Origin of the sequence: Sphingosinicella sp. LHD-64, assembly GCF_031157375.1 — a bacterium.
Taxonomy (GTDB): Bacteria; Pseudomonadota; Alphaproteobacteria; order Sphingomonadales; family Sphingomonadaceae; genus Allosphingosinicella.
The window spans coordinates 799,290-819,279 of the sequence record NZ_JAVIFV010000003.1 but is presented as its reverse complement, the minus strand read 5'-3'; the positions used below and the strand labels follow the sequence as shown (position 1 = coordinate 819,279).

The window sequence follows — 19,990 nt, the reverse complement described above, 5'->3', positions numbered from 1 at the left end:
CCCGCTCCGGCTGGTCTAGTCTGCCGGCGCATTCAGCGGATAGGAGATGATCAAAGTCAACGGCTCGGTACCGAGCTGGCGAATGCCGACATTGGCGCCGCGGTAGAGATAGGCGGCCATGCCCGGGCGGAGGCGTGCGGTCCGCCCGTCCGAGAGCACCTCGCCCGCGCCGGCGACGACATAATAGACCTCGTCATGGTCGATGACATGCGCCCCGATCGCTGCGCCGACGTGGAGGGTGCGCTTGCGGAACTCCATCGTGCGTCCGGGAATGCCGTCGCTGATCCGGTGGGCAGTGCTCATCCCGATCCGTCCGTGCGGCGGCGACTCCTCGCGTACGCGCTCAGCCTCGTCGACCACCACCATCGGTCGCGCCTCGGGTGCGGCGTCGGCCGCCCAGCGCAGGCCGCCGAGCAGGTGCGCCAGGAAGGCGGGTTCGGCATAGCTGCCGGCGGTGTGGCCCATTGCGGTGTAGAAGACCCGGCCGCCCTCGAACTCGTGCGCCCAGGCGACGGGATTGGGATTGGCGTCGGCCTCGCCGATCGAGCCGGGATCGAAGGTGACGAGCGGCCGGATCGTCGGATCGAGATCGTCGAAATAATACCATTCGTCGGTGCGCCGGAATTCGGGCGGAAAGGCGGTCGCGGCCGGATGCGCCGCATCGCGCCGGGTCAACGCTGCTTCGGGCGTGCCGGGTGGGTGGCGCTGGAAACGGCCGCCGATCATCCGGCGGTACCAGGGCCAGTGATGGTGCGAATCGGCCGCGCCGTGGATCGCGACCACGCCGCCGCCGCGCCGGACGAAGGCCTGGAGCGCATCGCGGCGCGCTCCGGTGAACCATTCGGTCTCGGGCCGGCGGCCATCGGTCGTCGTGTTGAGCAGGATCAGTGCGTCGTAACCGGCGAGTCCTTCGCCAGCGAATACGGCCGGGTCCTCGCTCGCGGTGAGGGCGATGCCCTCCCGCGCCGCCATGGCGCGGATCGCCGCGATACCGGGTTCGATCGAATCGTGCCGCCAGCCGGTCGAATGGCTGAACAGCAGCGCGCGGATCGGTTCCTGTGCCGGCGCCGACGCCGCGCAGGTGACCAGCAGGAGAAACCAGACGAGCAACCGGGTCATCGGCGCATCTCGGTGTCGCGGCGGGTGGTCGGCTGCTGGATGAAGTCGTCGCGCTGACCGGGATAGCGGCCGGAGCGCGGCTCCATCGTGTCGAGGTTCCAGTCTGCCTCGACGAAGGGGGCGCGGGTCGGCTCGACCTCGGGATAGCCGCCGACCGCCGCTTCGTCGTCGATGATCTCGCCGCGGCCTTCGGCGACGTCGAACAGGATGCGGATGTCGTGCGCGTCACGGTCCCAGGGCCGTGCGCCGGCATAGCGCAGCACATGGGTCTCGACTTGGTTGGCGGGGAGCACGTCGAGCCCGTCGGGCCAGATCTCCGGCCGCTCCGTCTCGATGATCCGCGCCGGGCTCGTCGTGTAGCGGCCGAACATCGGCAGTGGTGCGCCGCGCCGGTCGACCGCGAGATTGTCGCGGCCGTAATAGGACAGGTCGCCGACGCCCCCGACGGTGAGGAAGGCGATGTCCGGCCGGGTCGAGAAGCCGGCGCGCAGCACGTTGCCGACCGCCGAAAGCCGGCCGAGCTCGTGCGGATGATCGCCCCATTCGAGGTCCATGAGGTTGTAGTGGATCGCCTGCGCGCCGGGATTGAAGATGAGGTTGTTGACCACCGCGGCATGGACGCCGCCCTTGAGCAGCGGATTGCGCTCGTAATTGTGGGCGTAGACGTTGCGGTAGATGAGGATACCGCTGGCATTGTCGTGAATCAGCGAGCCCTTGGAATGCTCGCCCTTGGGGTGGCTGCCATGGGCGATCCCCTCGGCCAGCAGATTGTAGGAGAAGGTGATGTTGTGGCTGGTCCCGCGCCGCCATTCCTCGGGCGTGCTGCCGGTGAAGCGTGGTCCGGAGGCGGAGAGATTCTCATCGAGGCCCCAAGTCATCGTGCAATGGTCGACGATGACGTTGTAGGCGCCGACCGTGGAGAGCGCGTCCGCCTCCCAGCCGCTGCGCCGAGCCTGGCCGGAGACACCGGTGCGGATGCGGATATGGCGGATGATCACGTCATGGGCGCGCATGTCGATGCCGCCGCGGATGATCGTGATGCCGGGCGAGGGCGCAGTCTGGCCGGCGATGGTGAGGAACGGCTCGGCGATCGTCAGCGTCGTGAGGCCGAGATCGATCACGCCCGCGACTTCGAACACCACGATTCGCGGCCCCCGTGCCTCCAGCGCCGCGCGGAGCGAGCCGGGGCCCGCCGCATCGAGGTTGGTTACCCTGAGAATCGCGCCGCCGCGCCCGCCCTGCGTCTGCGCGGCCCAGCCGACCGCGCCGGGAAAGGCTTCGGCCAGCACCGGTGTCGGCATGAGGCCCAGGAGCAATGCGAACAGACGAAGCAGCATGGCGTTCCCTCTCCGATACGCCGACTTGACATGCGCAGGCCATCGGCTCAATGTCTTATGACACCGGTTACTTCACATCGACAACCGGGACAAGCGACTGCGGCGAACGCAGCGTGGCGACAGGAGAGGAAGCAAGCCGATGGGCACCGAATCAGACAAGGGATCGGCTTCGCCTCTTCGTGCGTCGCGTTTTTTCGTCTCCATTAGACACCGGTGTCATCACGCGGAGAACGCGATGACACCTGACACGACGACGCGTTGGACTGGACATGCGCGCTCGGGCGCGGCCAATCGGGAGGGGAACCAGATGATTTCGAAGCTCGACATCGCGCAACGTGGCCTGCTTGGCGCTGCCTCGGCACTGGCCCTGGCGACGACGGGATTTGCGGCGCCGGCCTATGCGCAGGACGACGCCCCGACGCCCCAGGACACCGCCGGTGCGCAGGCGGACGAGCCGGCGATCGTCGTCACCGGCATTCGTGGCTCGCTCAACGCGGCGCTGAACCTCAAGCGCGAGTCGGTGGCGGCGGTCGATGCGATCGTCGCCGAGGATATCGCCCGGTTCCCCGATCAGAACCTTGCCGAATCGCTGCAACGCATCCCCGGCATCTCGATCCAGCGCGACGGCGGCGAGGGGCGGGCAATCACCGTGCGCGGCCTCGGCGCGCAGTTCACCCGGGTGCGCCTCAACGGCCTCGAGACCGTGGCGACCTCTACCGACGGTGCGTCGGCCAATCGCGACCGCGCATTCGACTTCAACGTCTTCGCCTCCGAGCTGTTCACCTCGATCGTCGTCCACAAGACCGCCGAGGCATCGCTCGACGAAGGCTCGCTGGGCGCGGTGGTCGATCTCAACACCGGCAACCCGCTGGGCGGCCGGCCGGGCCTCAACCTCGCGCTCTCGGCGCAGGGCTCCTACAACGACCTCAGCGACAATGTCGGGCCGCGGTTCGCCGGCCTGCTGTCGTGGACCAATCCCGAGCGAACGTTCGGCGTCTCGATCTCCGGCGCCTATTCCAAGTCGGACACGCTGGAGCTTGGCAACAACACGGTGCGCTGGGCGCAGGCGCGCTTCGATTCGGTCAACGGCACACGCTGCTTCACCCAGCCGAACAGCGGCGGCACCTACGTTCCGAGCGTGGCCTGCAACGAGGTGGCGCTCGCCTTCCACCCGCGCATCCCGCGCTATGGCGAGGTCCGGCACGACCGCGAGCGCCTGGGCCTCACCGGCAGCATCCAGTTCGCGCCCAGCGACCGAACCCGCATCTCGATCGACGCGCTCTATTCGCGCTTCCGCGAGGACCGCGAGGAGAAATGGGGCGAGGTGCTGTTCCGCAGCAACGAGCGGTCGATCGACGTCACCGACTATGAGATCGACGACAACAACAACATGATCCGGGCGACGGTGAACGACGCCTGGGTCCGCACCGAACATTATCTCCGCCAGTCGGAGACGGAATTCTACCAGGTCGGCGGCAGCTGGGACCAGGATCTGTCCGACAATTTCCGCTTCACCCTGATGGGCGGCTTCTCCAGGTCGAGTGCCGACATTCCGGTCGAGACGACGCTCGTCTTCGACGATCGCGACGCGCAGGGCTATACCTACGATTACACCGATTCCCGCAGCCCCCTGCTCACCTTCGGCACGAGCGTCACCGATCCGGCCAACTTCCAGTTCGCCGAGATCCGCGACCGGCCGTCCAACGTCACCAACAAGTTCCGCACGGCCCAGCTGCGGACGGAATGGGACGTGGCGGAGGGCTTCCAGGTGCGCGTCGGGGGCGTCTACCGGCGCTTCGATTATGACATCACCGCCTTCACCCGCGACACCGCGGTGTGCGGCAATGGCGGGCCGGATCTGGTGCTCGGCACGATCACCTGCTCGCCCTCCTCGGCCTTCGGGCCGGGTGCGATCTACGGCTTCCCGGTCACTGGCGACCTCGCCGAGCTGTTCGAGCTCGGCAATGCCGGCCAGCCGGCGGGCAACACCAACAGCTGGCTGATCCCCAATCTCGAGGCCGGCACGGCATTCACGCGGCTCTACGAGCGGCCGCTGCGGCTCGATGCGGGCAACAATCGCGGCGTGACCGAGGAGGTGACCGGCGGCTATCTCGAATTCGTGACGGAAGGCGAGCTGGCGGGCCTGCGCTATGCCTTCAATGCCGGCATCCGCTACGTCCAGACCGACCAGAGCTCCTACGGGCTTAACGGCACGACGCTGGTCACCATCGACCGGAGCTACGACGACTGGCTGCCGTCGCTGAACCTCGCGCTCTATCCGACCCGGAACATCATCGTGCGCGCCGCCGTCGCCAAGGTGATGACCCGGCCGACGCTCGGCAACCTGACCCCGGGCGGCTCCGCCGACGGATTCAACCTGCGGGTGAATTTCGGCAACCCGCAGCTCGAGCCGTTCCGGGCGACCGCCTACGACCTCGGCGTCGAATGGTATTTCGCGCCGGAATCGGTCTTCTCGGTCGCCTTCTTCCGCAAGGAGGTGTCGAGCTTCCCGATCAACGTCACCCGTACGGACAGCTTCGATTCGACGGGTCTACCGGTCTCCGTGCTGGTGCCCTCCTCGCCGGCCGCGCTCAGCGCAGCGCTTCGCGCCTCGCCGACCTGGCAGATTTCGACGATCGACAATGGCGAGGGTGCGACCCTGAACGGCGTCGAGCTTGCCCTGCAGGCGCCGTTCCGCTTCCTCCCCGGCTTCCTCTCCAACTTCGGCGGGATCGTGAATGCGACCTTCGTCGATTCGAGCGCCGAATACACCCAGAGCGGACCAGCGATCACGCCGGGCGGCGGCCTGGTCAACGTCACGCGCGAGGAAACGCTGTTCGGCCTGTCCAAGCGTGCTTTCAACGCGACGCTCTATTATGACGACGGCCGGTTCAGCGCGCGCGCCTCGGTCAGCTACCGCAGCGGCTATGTCGACGGCGGCAGCGGCACCGGGAACATCTTCGAAGGCTACAATTCGACGATCAACGTCGACGCTTCGGTGCGCTATGCGATCACCGAGAATTTCGAGGTCTCGGTCGAGGGCATCAACCTCACCGACGAATATCGCGACCGCTATGTCGATGTCGATGCGAACCGGAACTACGAATATAATCATTTCGGGCGCACGATCCTGTTCGGCATCCGCTACCGGCTTTGACCTGAGACGATCTCCCCAGCATGCCGGGCGCCTGGCCGACGGGCGTCCGGCTTTTTTGTGAGCAAGGATGTCCGATGGACCGACGCGACAGCCTGAAGTTCCTCGCCGGCGCAGGGTTCGCGGCCGGCCTCGGCCTGCCGTCCCTGCCTTTGCGGGCCCAGGGCTCGCGCGCCTCCTCCTCGCTCGATCCCTATGCCGAGATGCGCTGGGGGCGGGGGTTCGAAGGGCAGCGGCGGGCGGACCTCGGCGACGGCACCTTCCTCAACCCGGTCTTCGCCGGCGACCATCCCGATCCGTCGATCCTGAAGGACGGCGAGGATTATTACGTCACCTTCTCCAGCTTCGACGCCTATCCAGGCCTCGTCATCTGGCACAGCCGCGACCTGGTGAACTGGCGGCCGGTGACGGCGGCGCTCCGAACCCCGATCGGCTCGGTCTGGGCGCCCGAGCTGGTCAAGCATGACGGCCGCTACTTCCTCTACATCCCGGCCCGCTTTCCCGACAAACGCTCGATCTACGTCATCCATGCCGAACGGATCGAAGGCCCCTGGTCGGAGCCGATCGACCTCGATCTTCCCAGCCATATCGATCCCGGCCATGCGGTCGGCGAAGACGGCGAGCGCTATCTCTTCCTGTCCGGCGGCGATCGCGTGAAACTGAGCCGCGACGGTCTCGCCACCGCCGGCCCGGTGGAACATGTCTACGATCCCTGGCGCTATCCCGAGAACTGGGTGGTCGAGACCTTCGCGCCCGAGGGGCCGAAGATCCTGAAGCGCGGCGACTGGTTCTACATGGTGACCGCGGTCGGCGGCACCGCCGGGCCGCCCACGGGTCACATGGTGATCATGGCTCGGTCGCGCTCGATTCACGGGCCGTGGGAGAGTGACCCGAACAATCCGATCGTCCGTACCCGGTCCGAGACCGAGAAATGGTGGTCGCGCGGCCATGCCACGATCGTCGAGGGGCCCGAAGAGCGCTGGTGGATGATCTATCACGGCTATGAGAACGGCTATTGGACGCTCGGACGCCAGGCGCTGCTCGAGCCGATCGAATGGACCGCGGACGGCTGGGTGCGTCCCCTGGGCGGCGATCTTTCCCGCCCCTTGCGCAAGCCGCGCGAGCTCGGGGCGCAGCCGCACGGCGCGCCCTTGAGCGACGATTTCTCAGCCAACCGCTTCGGAATCCAGTGGGCCTTCTACGATCCCGCCCCGGACGAGATGGCGCGGGTGCGCTACGGTGATCGCACCCTCCATCTGCGCGGCAAGGGCACCTCGCCAAGCGACTGTGCGCCGGTCACCTGCATCTGCGGCGACCAGAGCTACCGGATCGAGGCGGCGGTGGAGGTGGATCCCGGCGCGGAGGCCGGCCTGCTGCTCTTCTACAACCGGCGGCTCTATGCGGGCCTCGGTTTCGGCGACGACGGCCTCGTCATGCACCGCTACGGCCTGCAGTGGCCGCGCGGCGCGATTCCGGGGCAGCGGCAGACCGGCGCGGCCGGGCCGGTCAGAGCGCTGCGCCTGAGGCTCACCAACCAGCGCAACATCCTCACCATCCATACCAGCGCTGATGAAGGGTCAAGCTGGCAGAAGTTCGACGTGCAGATGGAGGTCTCGGGCTATCACCACAACGTCGCCTACGATTTCCTGAGCCTGCGCCCGGCGCTCTATGCGGCGGGAGGCGGGGAGGCGCGGTTCCGCGATTTCACCTATACGGCCCTATGAGCCTCGATCGCCGCACGCTCCTCATCGGCACGTTCGCCGCCGGTCTTGCCGCTCGGGCCGCTGCGCAGACCCCGCCCCCCGACACCGCACCTTCGGGCAGGCTCGCGCTTCCCGATCCAGACGAGACGATCGATCTCTGGCCCGACGGCGCACCCGGCGGACCGCGGGCGGCGCTCGTCGAGAGAGTCGAGGAACGCAGCACCGATCCCACCTACAACGACCGCTTCGTCACCGGCATCTCGCGACCGCGGCTGGTCGTGTTCCGGCCCCAGCGTCCGAACGGCGCGGCGGCGCTGATCACGCCGGGCGGCACCTACGTCCGGGTGGTGATCGACAAGGAGGGTTATGAGCTGGCCCGCTGGCTGGCGGCGCGCGGCGTCACCGCCTTCATCCTCTTCTATCGGTTGCCCGGGGAAGGCTGGGCCGATCGCGCGAATGTGCCGCTCGCCGACGCGCAGCGTGCCGCCCGGTTGATCCGCCATCGCGCGGCCGCCTACGGGATCGATCCGGCGCGGCTGTGCGCGATCGGCTTTTCCGCCGGCGGCCATGTCTGCGCCAGTCTCGCCACGCGCTTCACGGCACGGGTTTACGATCCGGTCGACGCCGCTGACGGTCTCTCGGCGCGGCCTGATGCGGCGGCGCCGATCTACCCGGTGATCTCGATGCGCGCACCCGAGGCCAATATCGGCTCGCGCGAGAATCTGCTCGGCGCAAATCCGTCCGCCGGGACGGAGCGCGCCCATTCGCCGCATCTCCACGTGCCCGCCGATGCCCCGCCCTGCTTCCTGCTCCATGCCGAGGACGATGCGACGGTGCCGGTCGCCAACACGCTGCTGCTGCGCGACGCGCTTCGCGCACGCGGCATTGCGACCGAGACCCATATCTTCCCGGACGGCGGCCACGGCTTCGGCCTGAGGCTCGCACGCGGCAAATCGGTGGCGCACTGGCCCGATTTGCTGTCCACTTGGGGCCGCTATCGCGGCCTTTGGGCGTAGAGGCTATTGAAATACTACCGTTCGCCCTGAGCTTGTCGAAGGGCTGTCCTTTTCTTCGACGCCGAAAGAAGGGCAGGGCTTCGACAAGCTCAGCCCGAACGGATTTGTGATTCAACCAGTCGGAACCAGACCCAGCTCAGGGCGTCCGGCTGCGCGCCATCAGGTTGAAGGCGACCGCTGCGATAAGTGCCGCGAGGACCAGCCAGAAACCGATCGCCTGTTCGATGCGGATCATCTCGGCGATCTGCTGCTGGTTGATGCCGGCATCGGCGGCGTCGCCGGCGGGCGTCGGCCCCTGGTGCAGCTTGCCCGGGATCCGGTGGAAGACGGTGTAGGCGACAAGGGCCGCGGCAGCCGCGGCGCCGCCGGCCGCGACGAGCGCGCCGAAGCCGCGGGCAAGCAGGAAGCTCGCCACCAGCGCCAGCGCGATCAGTGCCGCTGCGGCGATCACCGGCAAGTCGCGTTCCCCCGCACCGGGCGGCGTCTCGCGCTGGCCGGTCATCGGATTGGTGACGCTGACCGATCCGGTCGCCAGCTCGTAGCCGCTCATCGACGCCAGTTCTTGGCCGGCGCAGGACACCGTCACCCAAGGCAGGAAAAAGAACAGCAGCGCCAGCACCTTGGCGCCGCGTGCGAGGTTGATCAGCGTTGCGCCGCGATCGTTCGGCTGCGCAGGCGCGATCGGTTCGGTGGCCATGGCAAATCCCCCCTCCTGGTTGCCCGGAAGGGGGGATGCTCTGCCCCTTGGCGGGGCAAGTCAATCAGCGCCTGTCACCAGCCGCGATAGCGGTCGCGATAATAGCGCCGGTCGTAGCGATGGTTCCAGCGCCGGTCGTAACGATCGTAGCGATTGTCCCAGCGCGCGCGATTGATCTCGCGGCGGCATTCGCGCAGTTCGCGGCGATATTCCCGCCGGCTGTCGGCACGGCGGAGCTCACGCCGGCATTCGCGGATTTCGCGGCGGACGTCGCGGTCCTGATAGCCGTAACCCCGATACTGCGCGGCGGCCGGCGCGGCCGGTAGAGCCATCGCGCCGAGCGTTCCGATCGTGGCGGCGGCGGCGATAAGAATGGTACGCATGATCCAACTCCCATCAAACGTCCTCATCCGGACACCCGAAAGAGACGCGCGGAAGATACGCCTTGTTGCATGAACCGCGGGCGACGCGCCCGTTCACCCACGGTTTAACGCCGGCGGCGGGGCGGGTTTTTCGCAGTCTTCTCAGAGTAGCGGAAGCGGTTGCGGATGCGGGCGTTGAAATAGCGGCCCTTGCTGCCCGCGCTGGCAAGTGCCGAAACCACGGCGGGCGGAACGTCGTGATAGACGTAGCGCCGCCCGGTGGTGAACAGGATTTCCAGCTCCCCGGCCCCGGGCCGGTAGGCGAAGTCGCGGATGACGGATGAGGGCATGGGTCCCTGATCCGTCATCCTGGCGGGCCGTTAGCGGCAGCGCATGTTGCCGCGCTCGATCTCGCGGCCGATCGCACCGCCGGCGGCGGCGCCGATCAATGTGCCGAGCAGGCTCGAACGGCCGCCGTCGATCGCATTGCCGAGCAGCGCGCCGGCGCCGGCGCCGACGATCAGGCCGGTCGTGCCATCGCTGCGACGACAATAATAGCGCCCGTCGCGGCCGCGATAGAGCCGGTCGTTGCGGGTCAGCCGCCGCTCGCGATAGTAGCGCCCGTCGCGATAATAATCGTCGGCATAATAACCGCCCGGCGGCGGGCGGTTGTGGTCGTAGCGGCGATATTGCCGCCAGTCGCGCGCACGTGCCTCGCGCAGGTCGCGTCGGCAGTCGCGCCGCTCGCGATTATATTCGCGGCGGCTGTCGGCGTCGCGCAGGTCCTCGCGACATTCGCGCAGCTCGCGGCGCTCGTTGCGGCCCTGCGCATCGGCCGGTGTGGCGGCAAGCGGGATCGCCGTCGCGGCCATCGCGGCGGCCAGCAGCAGTGTACGCATCAGGATTCTCCTCATCCCTTCGCACCAGGCACTCGGTGCTTCCGCCACCAAGAACGAGCGCCACCGCGGCTTGTTTCCAAAAAATATTCCGTATCCGAGACAATTTTGGCACCCGTCGCAAATCCCGGAACGCGATAGCCGGATGGCGGTTTGGATCGCACCTGTTGCTTAACGTGGATCAGTCATGTCTCCTCGCTTCTGTCTCGCCTCCTTGCTGTTGCTGGCCTCCTGCAGTCGCGAGCCTGCCCAGGCGCCCGCGGCGGCGCAGAACGAGGCCCGGCAGAATGTTGCGCTGGAACAGCCGCCGGAAGCGAACCAGGTGGCCGAGGCGCTGCTCGATCCGCCGGCGCCTGGCGAACCGGGCGGCCTGCCGGACGATCGCACGCCGGTCGACGAAGGGCCGTTTGCCGAGACCAGCGCGCAGGGCGCGGCCAATGTGCTGCAGAGCTATTTCGCGCTGATCGAGCAGCGGCGCTACGGCGAGGCGCGGCGGCTCTGGTCCGATGACGGCAGGGCGAGCGGCAAGAGCGAGACCGACTTCGCCTCGGGCTTCGAACGCTACCGGGAATATCATGCCAATATCGGCGGGCCAGGCGAGATCGAAGGCGCCGCCGGCTCGCTCTATGTCGAGGTGCCGGTGCAAGTTTACGGGCGGCTCCGGGACGGCGCGCCGTTCAATGCGTCCGGCACCGCGATGCTGCGTCGGGTCAACGACGTGCCCGGATCGACCGCCGAGCAGCGGCGCTGGCATATCTCCCAGATCAGCGTGGAGCCGCGCTGACCCATCCAGCGCCCTTACGCTTTCTTTACGCGGCCCGCCCGCACTTCACATGGAAATCTAATCCGAACGGGGACCATTTGCGCCTCCGACGACCGATGCGCCTCGCGTCGGGGTTTCGGAGATTTCCATGCTGCGTTTCTGCCTGCCTGCGGCCCTCGCCGCGTCCGCCTTCTCGACCCCTTCGCTCGCGCAGACCGAGGCGCCGCGCGCCTTCACCATCAGCGGCTCCGCCGCCATCGCCTCGGACTACCGGTTCCGCGGCATCTCGCAGACCGACGAGAATATGGCCGTCCAGGGCGGCCTGACGCTCACCCACAGGAGCGGCTTCTATGTCGGCACCTGGGGTTCGAACCTGTCGGGCTGGGGCACGTTCGGCGGCGCCAATATGGAACTCGACCTGATCGGCGGCTACAGGGCGCGACTGTCCGACAATGCCACGCTCGACGTCGGCCTGGTCTGGTACATGTATCCCGGCGGCGCGGACGAGACCGACTTCGCCGAGCCTTATGTCAAGCTCACCGGCACCACCGGCCCGGCGACGCTGACCGCGGGCGTCGCCTATGCGCCCAGCCAGCAGGCGCTCGGGCGCTGGTACTTCACCGGCGCCGACGCGGCGGCTGGCGTCTACAACGATCCCGGCGACAAGGAGGACAATCTCTACGTCTGGGGCGACGGCGCCGTCGCGATTGCGGGCACGCCCGTCACCGCCAAGGCGCATATCGGCTATACCAGCGGCAATTCGGGCCTCGGCCCGAACGCGACGAGCCTCGCCCCGACCGGCGAATATTGGGACTGGTCGGTCGGCGCGGACGTGACGTGGCGCAACTTGACGTTCAACGTCTCCTATGTCGACACGGACATCAGCCGGAGCGAGGCAGCCTATCTCCAGCCCAGCTTCAGCCTGGGCCAGGACGGCACCGGATCGATCGCCGACGGCGCGGTCGTCGTCTCCCTGACCGCGAGCTTCTGAGGGGAAGCGCCATGGACGACCTGATGTGGATCGCAATCATCGTCGGGCTGAGCCTGCTCGGCCTGCTGCTCATCCGCCTGCTCGGCGAGGGCGGCGAAGGAGAGGGCGCATGACCCTGGAACTCTGGCTGGGCGGGCTCACCGCCCTCTTCCTCCTCGTCTATCTCGTGGCCGTGCTCGCACGGCCCGAGCGCTTCTGAAGGGGCGCTTTCCCATGTCGCACACCACCCCCGAGGGCTGGATCCTCATCCTGGGCTTCGTCGCCCTCACCGCGCTCATCGCCAGGCCGATGGGCGCCTGGCTCTTCGCCATCTACGAAGGTCGGCCGACCTTCGCGAGCTACGCACTCGGCCCCGTCGAGCGCCTGCTTTACCGCGCCGGCGGTGTCGATCCGGCCAGGGAGCAGAACTGGCGCGGCTATGCGGTCGCGATGCTGCTGTTCAACATCTTCGGCATCGTATTGCTCTTCGCGCTCCAGCGGCTCCAGGCCTGGCTGCCGCTCAATCCGCAGGGCTTTCCCGCCGTTCCGACACCGGTTGCGTTCAACACCGCGGTGAGCTTCGTCACCAACACCAACTGGCAATCCTATGGCGGCGAGACGACGATGGGCCACCTCGTCCAGATGCTCGGCCTCACCGTCCAGAACTTCGTGTCGTCCGCGACCGGCATCGCCGTCGCCTTCGCATTGATCCGCGGCTTCGCCCGCAAGGAAACGGCGAAGATCGGCAATTTCTGGGCCGATCTCACCCGGATCACGCTCTACATCCTGTTGCCTGCGTGCATCATCTACGCGCTGGTGCTCGTCTTCACCGGCGTGCCGCAGACGCTCGCCGGCTCCGTCGTCGCGACGACGATGGAGGGCGCCGAGCAGATCATCGCGCTTGGACCGGTCGCCTCCCAGGAAGCGATCAAGATGCTCGGCACGAACGGTGGCGGCTTCTTCAACGCCAACAGCGCCCATCCGTTCGAGAATCCGACCCAGTTCTCGAACCTCCTCCAGATGCTGTCGATCTTCGCGCTCGGCGCAGGCCTCACCTGGACCTTCGGCAAGGCCGTCGGCAACACGAAGCAGGGCTGGGCGATCCTCGCCGCCATGCTGGTGCTGTTCACCGCCGGCGTCTCGACCGCCTATATCGCCGAATCCGCCGGCAACCCGATCCACCATGCCGCCGGCGTCGATCCGGCGGGCGGCAACATGGAGGGCAAGGAGACCCGCTTCGGCGTCGCCGCCACCGCCCTGTTCGCGGCGATCACGACCGCCGCCTCCTGCGGCGCGGTGAACGGCATGCACGACAGCTTCACGCCGATCGGCGGGCTCATCCCGCTGTTCAACATGCAGCTCGGCGAGGTCGTCGTCGGCGGCGTCGGTGCGGGTCTCTATGGCGTCCTGCTCTACTGCATCCTCGCCATCTTCGTCGCCGGCCTGATGGTCGGGCGCACGCCCGAATATGTCGGCAAGAAGATCGAATCGCGCGAGGTGAAGCTGGCGATCATCGCGATCGCGGTGCTGCCCCTGTGCATGCTCGGCTTCACCGCGCTGGCGAGTGTGCTGCCGCAGGGGCTCGAAGGCCTGCTGAACCAGGGTCCGCACGGCTTCTCCGAGATGCTCTACGCCTATACGTCGGCGGCGGCGAACAACGGCTCGGCCTTCGGCGGCCTCACGGCGTCCAACCCCTTCTGGGCCTCGACGCTGGGCGTGGCGATGTTCATCGGCCGCTTCTTCATCATCATCCCCGTGCTCGCCATCGCCGGCTCGCTCGCGGCGAAGAAGCAGGTGCCGGCCGGCCCCGGCTCCTTCCCGACCACCGGTCCCTTGTGGATCGGCCTGCTCGCCGGCCTGATCCTGATCCTGGGCGGCCTCACCTTCCTGCCGGCGCTCGCGCTCGGTCCGGCGGCCGATCATCTCGCGATGATCCACGGCCAGCTCTTCTGAAAGCCATACACATGACTCGTCACGCACAAGTCCGTCCGTCGATCTTCACCTGGAGCCTGATCGGCCCGGCGATCCTCGACTCCTTCAAGAAGCTCGATCCACGCCAGCTGATCCGCAACCCGGTCATGTTCACGACCGGTGTGGTGGCCCTGCTGCTGACGGTGCTGTTCGGCACCGGGCACGGCACGGGCACGGTCGCCTTCCAGATCCAGCTCGTCTTCTGGCTGTGGCTTACCGTCCTGTTCGGCAATTTCGCCGAGGCGCTGGCGGAAGGCCGCGGCAAGGCGCAGGCGGCGTCGCTGAGGGACACCAAGGCGCAGCTCTGGGCCAAGCGGATGCTGGGGGTCGGCGACACCTACGAGAAGGTGCCGGCCACCCAGCTGATGGCCGGCGAGATCGTGCTCGTGGAAACCGACGATCTCATCCCCGCCGATGGCGAGGTGATCGGCGGCGTCGCCTCGGTGAACGAGGCCGCGATCACCGGCGAATCCGCGCCCGTGATCCGCGAGGGCGGTGGCGACCGCTCGGCGGTGACCGCCGGCACGCGTGTTATCTCGGACTGGATCAAGGTGCGCGTGACGCAGGAGCCGGGTCACGGCTTCCTCGACCGGATGATCGCGCTCGTCGAGGGTGCCGAGCGGCAGAAGACGCCGAACGAGATCGCGCTCACCATTCTGCTCGTCGGCCTCACCATCATCTTCCTGATCGCAGTCTCGACCATCCCGAGCTTCGCGACCTATGCGGGCGACGCGGTCCCGGTGCCGCTGCTTGCCGCCCTGCTCATCACCCTCATTCCGACCACGATCGCTGCCCTCCTGTCCGCGATCGGCATTGCGGGCATGGACCGGCTGGTGCGCTTCAACGTGCTCGCCAAATCGGGCCGCGCGGTCGAGGCGGCGGGCGACGTCGACGTGCTGCTGCTCGACAAGACCGGCACGGTGACGATCGGCGACCGCCACGCCACCGAGTTCAGGCCGCTGCCGGGAATCCCGGAAGCCGAGCTCGCCGAGGCGGCCTATCTCGCCAGCCTTGCCGACGAAACGCCGGAAGGCCGTTCGATCGTGGCGCTGGCCCGCGAGAAATACGGCGTCGCCGACCGGGGCATGCCGGAGAAGGCGGTCGTCATCCCCTTCACCGCCCAGACCCGCCTGTCGGGCCTCAAGCTGGAGGACAGCCTGATCCAGAAGGGCGCGGTCGATTCGGTGCTGCGCGCAGTCCCCGCCGCAGCCGATTCGGGCGCCGCGGCCGATCTTCGCCGGGTCTCCGAGGAGATTGCCCGCACCGGTGGCACGCCACTCGCGGTGGCGAAGGACGGCCGGCTGCTGGGCGTGCTCCAGTTGAAGGACATCCTCAAGGCCGGCATGCGCGAGCGCTTCGGCGAATTGCGCCGGATGGGCATCCGTACGGTGATGATCACCGGCGACAATCCGCTGACCGCCGCGTCGATCGCGGCCGAGGCGGGGGTCGACGATTTCCTCGCCGAGGCGACGCCGGAGGACAAGCTCGCCCTCATCCGCAAGGAGCAGACCGGCGGCCGGCTCGTCGCGATGTGCGGCGACGGCACCAACGACGCCCCTGCCCTCGCCCAGGCCGATGTCGGTCTTGCCATGAACACCGGCACCCAGGCGGCGCGCGAAGCCGGCAACATGGTCGATCTCGACAGCGATCCGACGAAGCTGATCGAGGTCGTCGGCCTCGGCAAGCAGCTCCTGATGACCCGCGGCGCGCTCACCACCTTCTCCGTCGCCAACGACATCGCGAAATATTTCGCGATCATCCCGGCGATCTTCGTGGTGCTCTATCCCTCCCTAGGCGTGCTCAACGTGATGGGGCTCGGAACCTCGGAAAGCGCGATCCTGTCGGCGATCATCTTCAACGCGCTGATCATCCCGCTGCTCGTGCCGCTGGCCCTGAAGGGCGTCACCTACCGCCCCGCCCCGGCCGGCGACATCCTGCGGCGCAATCTCGCCATCTACGGCCTCGGCGGCATCGTCGCGCCGTTCATCGGCATCAAGCTCATCGACCTCGCCGTCACCGGCATCGGCCTCGCTTAAGGAACTCCAGCCATGGGCAACGACATCAAGACCGCGCTCCGCCCCGCGTTCAGCTTCCTGATCCTGCTGACGCTGATCACGGGCCTCCTCTACCCGCTCGTCATCCTCGGCCTCGGCCAGGCGCTGTTCCCGAGCCAAGCCAATGGCAGCCTGATTCGGGACGGCGACCGGATCGTCGGCTCCGCGCTGATCGGGCAGAATTTCGCCGAGCCGCGCTATTTCCACCCGCGCCCGTCCGCGGCCGGCGACGGCTACAATGCCTCGGCTTCCTCGGGCTCGAACCTCGGCCCGACCTCGCAGGCGCTGGCCGACCGGATCGGCGAAGGCGTCGCCGCCGCCCGCGCCGAGGGCGTCACCGGGCCTGTCCCGGCCGACATCGTGACGACCTCCGGCTCCGGCCTCGACCCCGACATCTCGCCGGCCAACGCCCTCGCCCAGGTGAACCGCGTCGCCTCGGCGCGGGGCCTGCCGGCGGCCGAGGTGCGCGCGCTCGTCGAGCGGTCGATCGAGCGTCCCACTTTGGGCGTGCTGGGCGATCCCCACGTCAATGTGCTGCTGCTCAATCGACAACTCGATAGTATCGGCGCACAAGCGCGCCGGTGACCCGACGACGCGACATCGAGTCCGAACGCCCGTCTCCTGAGGCCCTCCTGCGCGAAGCCGCGCAGGAGGGCCGCGGGCGTCTGAAGGTGTTCCTCGGCGCGGCGCCCGGGGTCGGCAAGACCTACGAGATGCTGACCGACGCCGCGGTCCGCCGGCGGGCCGGGATCGATGTCGTCGTCGGCGTGGTCGAAACGCACGGCCGGGTCGAGACCGAGGCGCTCACTCAGGGCTTCGAAATCATCCCGCGCCGGGAGATCGCCTATCAGGGCCGGACGCTGACCGAGATGGACCTCGATGCCATCCTCGCCCGCCGCCCCGCCCTCGTCCTCGTCGACGAACTGGCCCACACCAACGCGCCCGAGAGCCGCCACCCCAAGCGCCACCAGGACGTCGAGGAGCTGCTCGCCGCCGGCATCGACGTCTATTCGACGATCAACATCCAGCATCTCGAGAGCCTCAACGACGTCGTCGCCTCGTTCACGCGCGTGCGGGTGCGCGAGACGGTGCCCGACAGCGTGCTCGAAAATGCCGAGATCGAGGTGGTCGACATCCCGCCCGACGAGCTGATCGAGCGCCTGAAGGAGGGCAAGGTCTACGTCCCCCACGAGGCGACGCGGGCGCTGGGGCACTTCTTCTCCAAGTCGAATCTCTCCGCGTTGCGCGAGATGGCGCTCCGGCGCGCCGCGCAGGCGGTCGACGATCAGATGCTCGAGCATCTGCGCGCCCATGCGCTGGCCGGCACCTGGGCGGCGGGCGAGCGGATCGTGGTCGCCATCAGCGAGCTGCCGGGCGCCGATGGGCTGGTCCGCGCGACCAAACGGCTCGCCGATGCGCTGCGCGCGCCCTGGACTGCCCTCCATATCGAAACGCCGCGCGAGCGCGAATTCACCGACGACGAGCGCCAGCGGCTGGCCGCGGTGATGCAGCTTGCGAGTCAGCTCGGCGCGCGGGTCGCCTCGGTGCCGGCGACATCGGTTCTGGAGGGATTGAAGCGCTTCGCCAGCGAGGCGCGCGCGACCCAGCTCGTCGTCGGCAAATCGGCGCGCTCGCGCTTTTTCGAGCTGCGCCACGGCTCCGTCGTCGACCGGCTTGTCCGCGAGACGCCGGGGGTCGCCGTCCACGTCCTGCCGATGGAGCAGGCTGGTGCGGCACCGTCACGGACCGGCACGGGTGTCAAGAAGAAGAACCTCTGGGGCCCGCCGTCGGGCTATGCGATCTCGACCCTGCTGGTGTCGCTCGTCACCCTGCTCGGCGTCAGCATCTATACGCTGGGCGAGATCACCAATATCGGCCTGGTCTACCTGATTCCGGTCCTGTTCGCGGCGACCCGCTATGGCCTGCGCACCGGCCTGTTCGCCGGCCTCCTCTCCTCGCTCTGCTACAATTTCTTCTTCATCCCGCCGCTCTACACCCTGACCATCCAGGACCCGCGCAACCTGATCACCGTGCTGGTGCTGATCGGCGTCGCGATCGTCACCAGCCAGCTCGCCTCGCGGGTGCGCGCCCAGGCCGACCTCGCCCAGCGCAGCGCCGGGCAGAATTCCGCGCTGGCCGGCTATGCCCGGGCGCTCACCGGTATCACCGACAAGGCCGGAGTCGGGCAGATATTGTGCGGCGAGGTCAGCCGCCTGTTCGGCGTGGATGCGGTGCTGCTGCTGCCGGGCGAGGACGGGCTGGCGCCGGCCGCCGCCGTCCCGCCGATCGACGAGCTCGGCGTGATCGAGCAGGCGGCGTCGGCCTGGGCGTTCGATCATGGCCAGCCGGCCGGACGCGGCTCGGACACGCTGACCGCGTCGGACTGGTTGTTCCAGCCGCTGATCGCCGGGGAGCGCACGCTCGGCGTGCTCGGCATCGCACGGCCGGATGGCGGCGATGCGCTCCGCCCGGACCAGCTGCCGCTGCTGCTCAGCCTGCTCAGCCAGACCGCGCTCGCGCTGGAGCGGATGGGGTTCGAGGACGAGATGGCGACGATCGCGCATCTCAAGGAACGCGACCGGTTGCGGGCCGCCCTGCTGTCCTCGGTCAGCCACGATCTGCGCACCCCGCTCACCGCGATTCTCGCGACGGTCGCCGAGCTGAAGCGCGCCGGAGAGGCCGAACCGGCGCTGCTCACCTCGCTCCAGGCCGAGGCCGAGCGGCTCAACCGCTTTGTCGCCAACCTGCTCGACATGGCGCGGATCGAGGCCGGCGCGCTGCGTCTCCAGCTCGAGGCGGTCGATCTCACCGACGCCATCGCCAGCGCGGCGCACGACCTCCGCCGCGCGCTCGAGGGCCACAAGATCGACCTCGACGTCTCACCGGAGCTGCCTTTGGTCCGGGTCGATCCGCAGTTGTTCCACCACTGTCTGATCAACCTGCTTGAAAATGCAGGGAAATATGCCGATCCCGACACGCCGATCACGATCTCCGCGGCACGCGGGCCGGACGGCATCGCCCTCTCGGTGATCGACCACGGTCCTGGTCTCCCGCCCGGGGGCGAGGCGGCGATCTTCGAGACATTCACCCGCCTCGAAGGCTCGGACCGCAAGGGCGGCACCGGCCTCGGGCTCGCCATCGTCAAGGGCTTCGCCGAAGCGATGGGCCTCGCCGTCTCCGCCGCCACCCGCGAGGAGCCGCGCGGCGCCGCCTTCACCATCCGCTTCCCGGCCAGCGTGCTGGTCAAGCCGGCGCCGTCCGAATGAACGGCGCGAAGATCCTCATCGTCGACGACGAGCGCGCCATCCGCCGCCTGCTCGGTGCCGCGACCGAGCGTGCCGGCTATCGCGTCATCGAGGCCGAGACCGCGCGCGAGGCGCTGACCGCGCTCCAGATCGACAAGCCCGAGGCGGTGCTGCTCGATCTCGGCCTGCCCGATCGCGACGGCATGGAGCTGGTGCCGCTGGTCAAGGCGGCGGGTGCGGCGCTGCTCGTCATCTCCGCACGCGAGGCGACCGAGGAGAAGGTCGCCGCGCTCGATCTCGGCGCCGACGATTATGTGACCAAGCCGTTCGACACCGAGGAGGTCCTCGCCCGTGTTCGCACGGCGCTGCGCCACCGTCTCGCCGCCGACGCGCCGGCCGTCGCGATCGGCGACGTCGAGATCGACCTCGCCGCGCGCCGGGTGACCAAGGCCGGCCTGGAGGTCCACCTCACGCCCAAGGAATTCGGCTTCCTCGCCGAGCTCGCCCGCCATCCCGGCCGCGTCGTCACCCACAGCCAGATCCTGCGTACCGTCTGGGGCGAGGCGCATGAACGAGACGTCGAATATCTGCGCGTCACCGCGCGCGCGGTACGCCGCAAGCTGGAAAGCGATCCCTCCGCCCCGACGCTGATTCGCAACGAACCCGGTGTCGGCTACCGCCTGACTCCGCCGGGCGACTAGGC

17 protein-coding genes are annotated in these 19,990 nt (G+C 68.2%); 11 read left to right on the top strand and 6 right to left on the bottom strand.

The genetic code is table 11. The features are described from left to right. Positions 1 to 15: 15 nt before the first annotated feature. On the bottom strand, positions 16 to 1,119 hold the full coding sequence (locus tag RCO27_RS11980) for a ThuA domain-containing protein (protein ID WP_309002902.1): 1,104 nt from the start codon (positions 1,117 to 1,119) through the stop codon (positions 16 to 18). Continuing rightward, positions 1,116 to 2,456 (bottom strand): pectate lyase, encoded by a 1,341-nt coding sequence (locus RCO27_RS11975; protein WP_309002901.1) that lies wholly within the window; start codon positions 2,454 to 2,456, stop codon positions 1,116 to 1,118. The genes RCO27_RS11980 and RCO27_RS11975 overlap by 4 nt, the downstream gene beginning before the upstream one ends. Positions 2,457 to 2,763: 307 nt before the next feature. On the opposite strand from RCO27_RS11975, the gene RCO27_RS11970 reads away from it, so the two are divergent. From RCO27_RS11970 to RCO27_RS11960, 3 genes are all read left to right on the top strand, one after another. Further along, positions 2,764 to 5,613: a TonB-dependent receptor gene (locus tag RCO27_RS11970; RefSeq protein ID WP_309002900.1), complete on the top strand. Its 2,850-nt coding sequence runs from the start codon at positions 2,764 to 2,766 to the stop codon at positions 5,611 to 5,613. Positions 5,614 to 5,687: 74 nt separating this feature from the next. Beyond that, positions 5,688 to 7,334 (top strand): family 43 glycosylhydrolase, encoded by a 1,647-nt coding sequence (locus tag RCO27_RS11965; RefSeq protein WP_309002899.1) that lies wholly within the window; start codon positions 5,688 to 5,690, stop codon positions 7,332 to 7,334. Next, positions 7,331 to 8,329: an alpha/beta hydrolase gene (locus RCO27_RS11960; protein WP_309002898.1), complete on the top strand. Its 999-nt coding sequence runs from the start codon at positions 7,331 to 7,333 to the stop codon at positions 8,327 to 8,329. The genes RCO27_RS11965 and RCO27_RS11960 overlap by 4 nt, the downstream gene beginning before the upstream one ends. 136 nt (positions 8,330 to 8,465) lie before the next feature. Here the strand turns inward: RCO27_RS11960 and RCO27_RS11955 are convergent, their stop codons facing one another. From RCO27_RS11955 to RCO27_RS11940, 4 genes are all read right to left on the bottom strand, one after another. After that, positions 8,466 to 9,026, bottom strand: coding sequence for a hypothetical protein (locus tag RCO27_RS11955; RefSeq protein ID WP_309002897.1), 561 nt, complete (start codon positions 9,024 to 9,026; stop codon positions 8,466 to 8,468). Positions 9,027 to 9,100: 74 nt separating this feature from the next. Next, entirely contained in the window at positions 9,101 to 9,409 is a 309-nt protein-coding gene (locus RCO27_RS11950) for a hypothetical protein (RefSeq protein ID WP_309002896.1), read from the bottom strand. A gap of 104 nt (positions 9,410 to 9,513) precedes the next feature. Further along, positions 9,514 to 9,738, bottom strand: coding sequence for a KTSC domain-containing protein (locus tag RCO27_RS11945; protein ID WP_309002895.1), 225 nt, complete (start codon positions 9,736 to 9,738; stop codon positions 9,514 to 9,516). A gap of 30 nt (positions 9,739 to 9,768) precedes the next feature. Further along, a complete protein-coding gene (locus tag RCO27_RS11940) occupies positions 9,769 to 10,287 on the bottom strand; it encodes a glycine zipper 2TM domain-containing protein (protein ID WP_309002894.1) in 519 nt (172 codons plus the stop codon). 184 nt (positions 10,288 to 10,471) lie between these two features. On the opposite strand from RCO27_RS11940, the gene RCO27_RS11935 reads away from it, so the two are divergent. The 8 genes from RCO27_RS11935 (at position 10,472) to RCO27_RS11900 (ending at position 19,988) form a co-directional block, all read left to right on the top strand. After that, positions 10,472 to 11,068: a hypothetical protein gene (locus RCO27_RS11935; protein ID WP_309002893.1), complete on the top strand. Its 597-nt coding sequence runs from the start codon at positions 10,472 to 10,474 to the stop codon at positions 11,066 to 11,068. A 127-nt stretch (positions 11,069 to 11,195) separates the two neighbouring features. After that, complete coding sequence (locus RCO27_RS11930; protein WP_309002892.1) at positions 11,196 to 12,038, top strand: TorF family putative porin; 843 nt, start codon at positions 11,196 to 11,198, stop codon at positions 12,036 to 12,038. Positions 12,039 to 12,147: 109 nt separating this feature from the next. Next, the gene (gene kdpF / locus RCO27_RS11925; protein WP_309002891.1) at positions 12,148 to 12,237 is read left to right on the top strand and encodes a K(+)-transporting ATPase subunit F; all 90 of its coding nucleotides are present in this window, start codon (positions 12,148 to 12,150) and stop codon (positions 12,235 to 12,237) included. A gap of 14 nt (positions 12,238 to 12,251) precedes the next feature. Continuing rightward, complete coding sequence (kdpA, locus tag RCO27_RS11920) at positions 12,252 to 13,970, top strand: potassium-transporting ATPase subunit KdpA (protein ID WP_309002890.1); 1,719 nt, start codon at positions 12,252 to 12,254, stop codon at positions 13,968 to 13,970. A gap of 11 nt (positions 13,971 to 13,981) precedes the next feature. Further along, positions 13,982 to 16,024: a potassium-transporting ATPase subunit KdpB gene (gene kdpB, locus RCO27_RS11915; protein WP_309002889.1), complete on the top strand. Its 2,043-nt coding sequence runs from the start codon at positions 13,982 to 13,984 to the stop codon at positions 16,022 to 16,024. 12 nt (positions 16,025 to 16,036) lie between these two features. Further along, a complete protein-coding gene (kdpC, locus tag RCO27_RS11910) occupies positions 16,037 to 16,627 on the top strand; it encodes a potassium-transporting ATPase subunit KdpC (RefSeq protein WP_309002888.1) in 591 nt (196 codons plus the stop codon). Beyond that, a complete protein-coding gene (locus RCO27_RS11905; protein WP_309002887.1) occupies positions 16,624 to 19,308 on the top strand; it encodes a sensor histidine kinase KdpD in 2,685 nt (894 codons plus the stop codon). The genes kdpC and RCO27_RS11905 overlap by 4 nt, the downstream gene beginning before the upstream one ends. Further along, on the top strand, positions 19,305 to 19,988 hold the full coding sequence (locus tag RCO27_RS11900; RefSeq protein ID WP_309002886.1) for a response regulator transcription factor: 684 nt from the start codon (positions 19,305 to 19,307) through the stop codon (positions 19,986 to 19,988). Before RCO27_RS11905 ends, RCO27_RS11900 begins: the two co-directional genes overlap by 4 nt. Positions 19,989 to 19,990 lie beyond the last annotated feature (2 nt).

Excerpts from the sequence above, each read along its gene's own strand:
- RCO27_RS11955 (WP_309002897.1), bottom strand. The coding sequence starts at position 9,026 with ATGGCCACCGAACCGATCGCGCCTGCGCAGCCGAACGATCGCGGCGCA.
- kdpC (WP_309002888.1), top strand. The coding sequence starts at position 16,037 with ATGGGCAACGACATCAAGACCGCGCTCCGCCCCGCGTTCAGCTTCCTG.
- RCO27_RS11950 (WP_309002896.1), bottom strand. The coding sequence starts at position 9,409 with ATGCGTACCATTCTTATCGCCGCCGCCGCCACGATCGGAACGCTCGGC.
- RCO27_RS11900 (WP_309002886.1), top strand. The coding sequence starts at position 19,305 with ATGAACGGCGCGAAGATCCTCATCGTCGACGACGAGCGCGCCATCCGC.
- kdpB (WP_309002889.1), top strand. The coding sequence starts at position 13,982 with ATGACTCGTCACGCACAAGTCCGTCCGTCGATCTTCACCTGGAGCCTG.
- RCO27_RS11965 (WP_309002899.1), top strand. The coding sequence starts at position 5,688 with ATGGACCGACGCGACAGCCTGAAGTTCCTCGCCGGCGCAGGGTTCGCG.
- RCO27_RS11930 (WP_309002892.1), top strand. The coding sequence starts at position 11,196 with ATGCTGCGTTTCTGCCTGCCTGCGGCCCTCGCCGCGTCCGCCTTCTCG.
- RCO27_RS11940 (WP_309002894.1), bottom strand. The coding sequence starts at position 10,287 with ATGCGTACACTGCTGCTGGCCGCCGCGATGGCCGCGACGGCGATCCCG.
- RCO27_RS11960 (WP_309002898.1), top strand. The coding sequence starts at position 7,331 with ATGAGCCTCGATCGCCGCACGCTCCTCATCGGCACGTTCGCCGCCGGT.
- RCO27_RS11975 (WP_309002901.1), bottom strand. The coding sequence starts at position 2,456 with ATGCTGCTTCGTCTGTTCGCATTGCTCCTGGGCCTCATGCCGACACCG.
- RCO27_RS11970 (WP_309002900.1), top strand. The coding sequence starts at position 2,764 with ATGATTTCGAAGCTCGACATCGCGCAACGTGGCCTGCTTGGCGCTGCC.
- kdpA (WP_309002890.1), top strand. The coding sequence starts at position 12,252 with ATGTCGCACACCACCCCCGAGGGCTGGATCCTCATCCTGGGCTTCGTC.
- kdpF (WP_309002891.1), top strand. The coding sequence starts at position 12,148 with ATGACCCTGGAACTCTGGCTGGGCGGGCTCACCGCCCTCTTCCTCCTC.
- RCO27_RS11935 (WP_309002893.1), top strand. The coding sequence starts at position 10,472 with ATGTCTCCTCGCTTCTGTCTCGCCTCCTTGCTGTTGCTGGCCTCCTGC.
- RCO27_RS11945 (WP_309002895.1), bottom strand. The coding sequence starts at position 9,738 with ATGCCCTCATCCGTCATCCGCGACTTCGCCTACCGGCCCGGGGCCGGG.
- RCO27_RS11980 (WP_309002902.1), bottom strand. The coding sequence starts at position 1,119 with ATGACCCGGTTGCTCGTCTGGTTTCTCCTGCTGGTCACCTGCGCGGCG.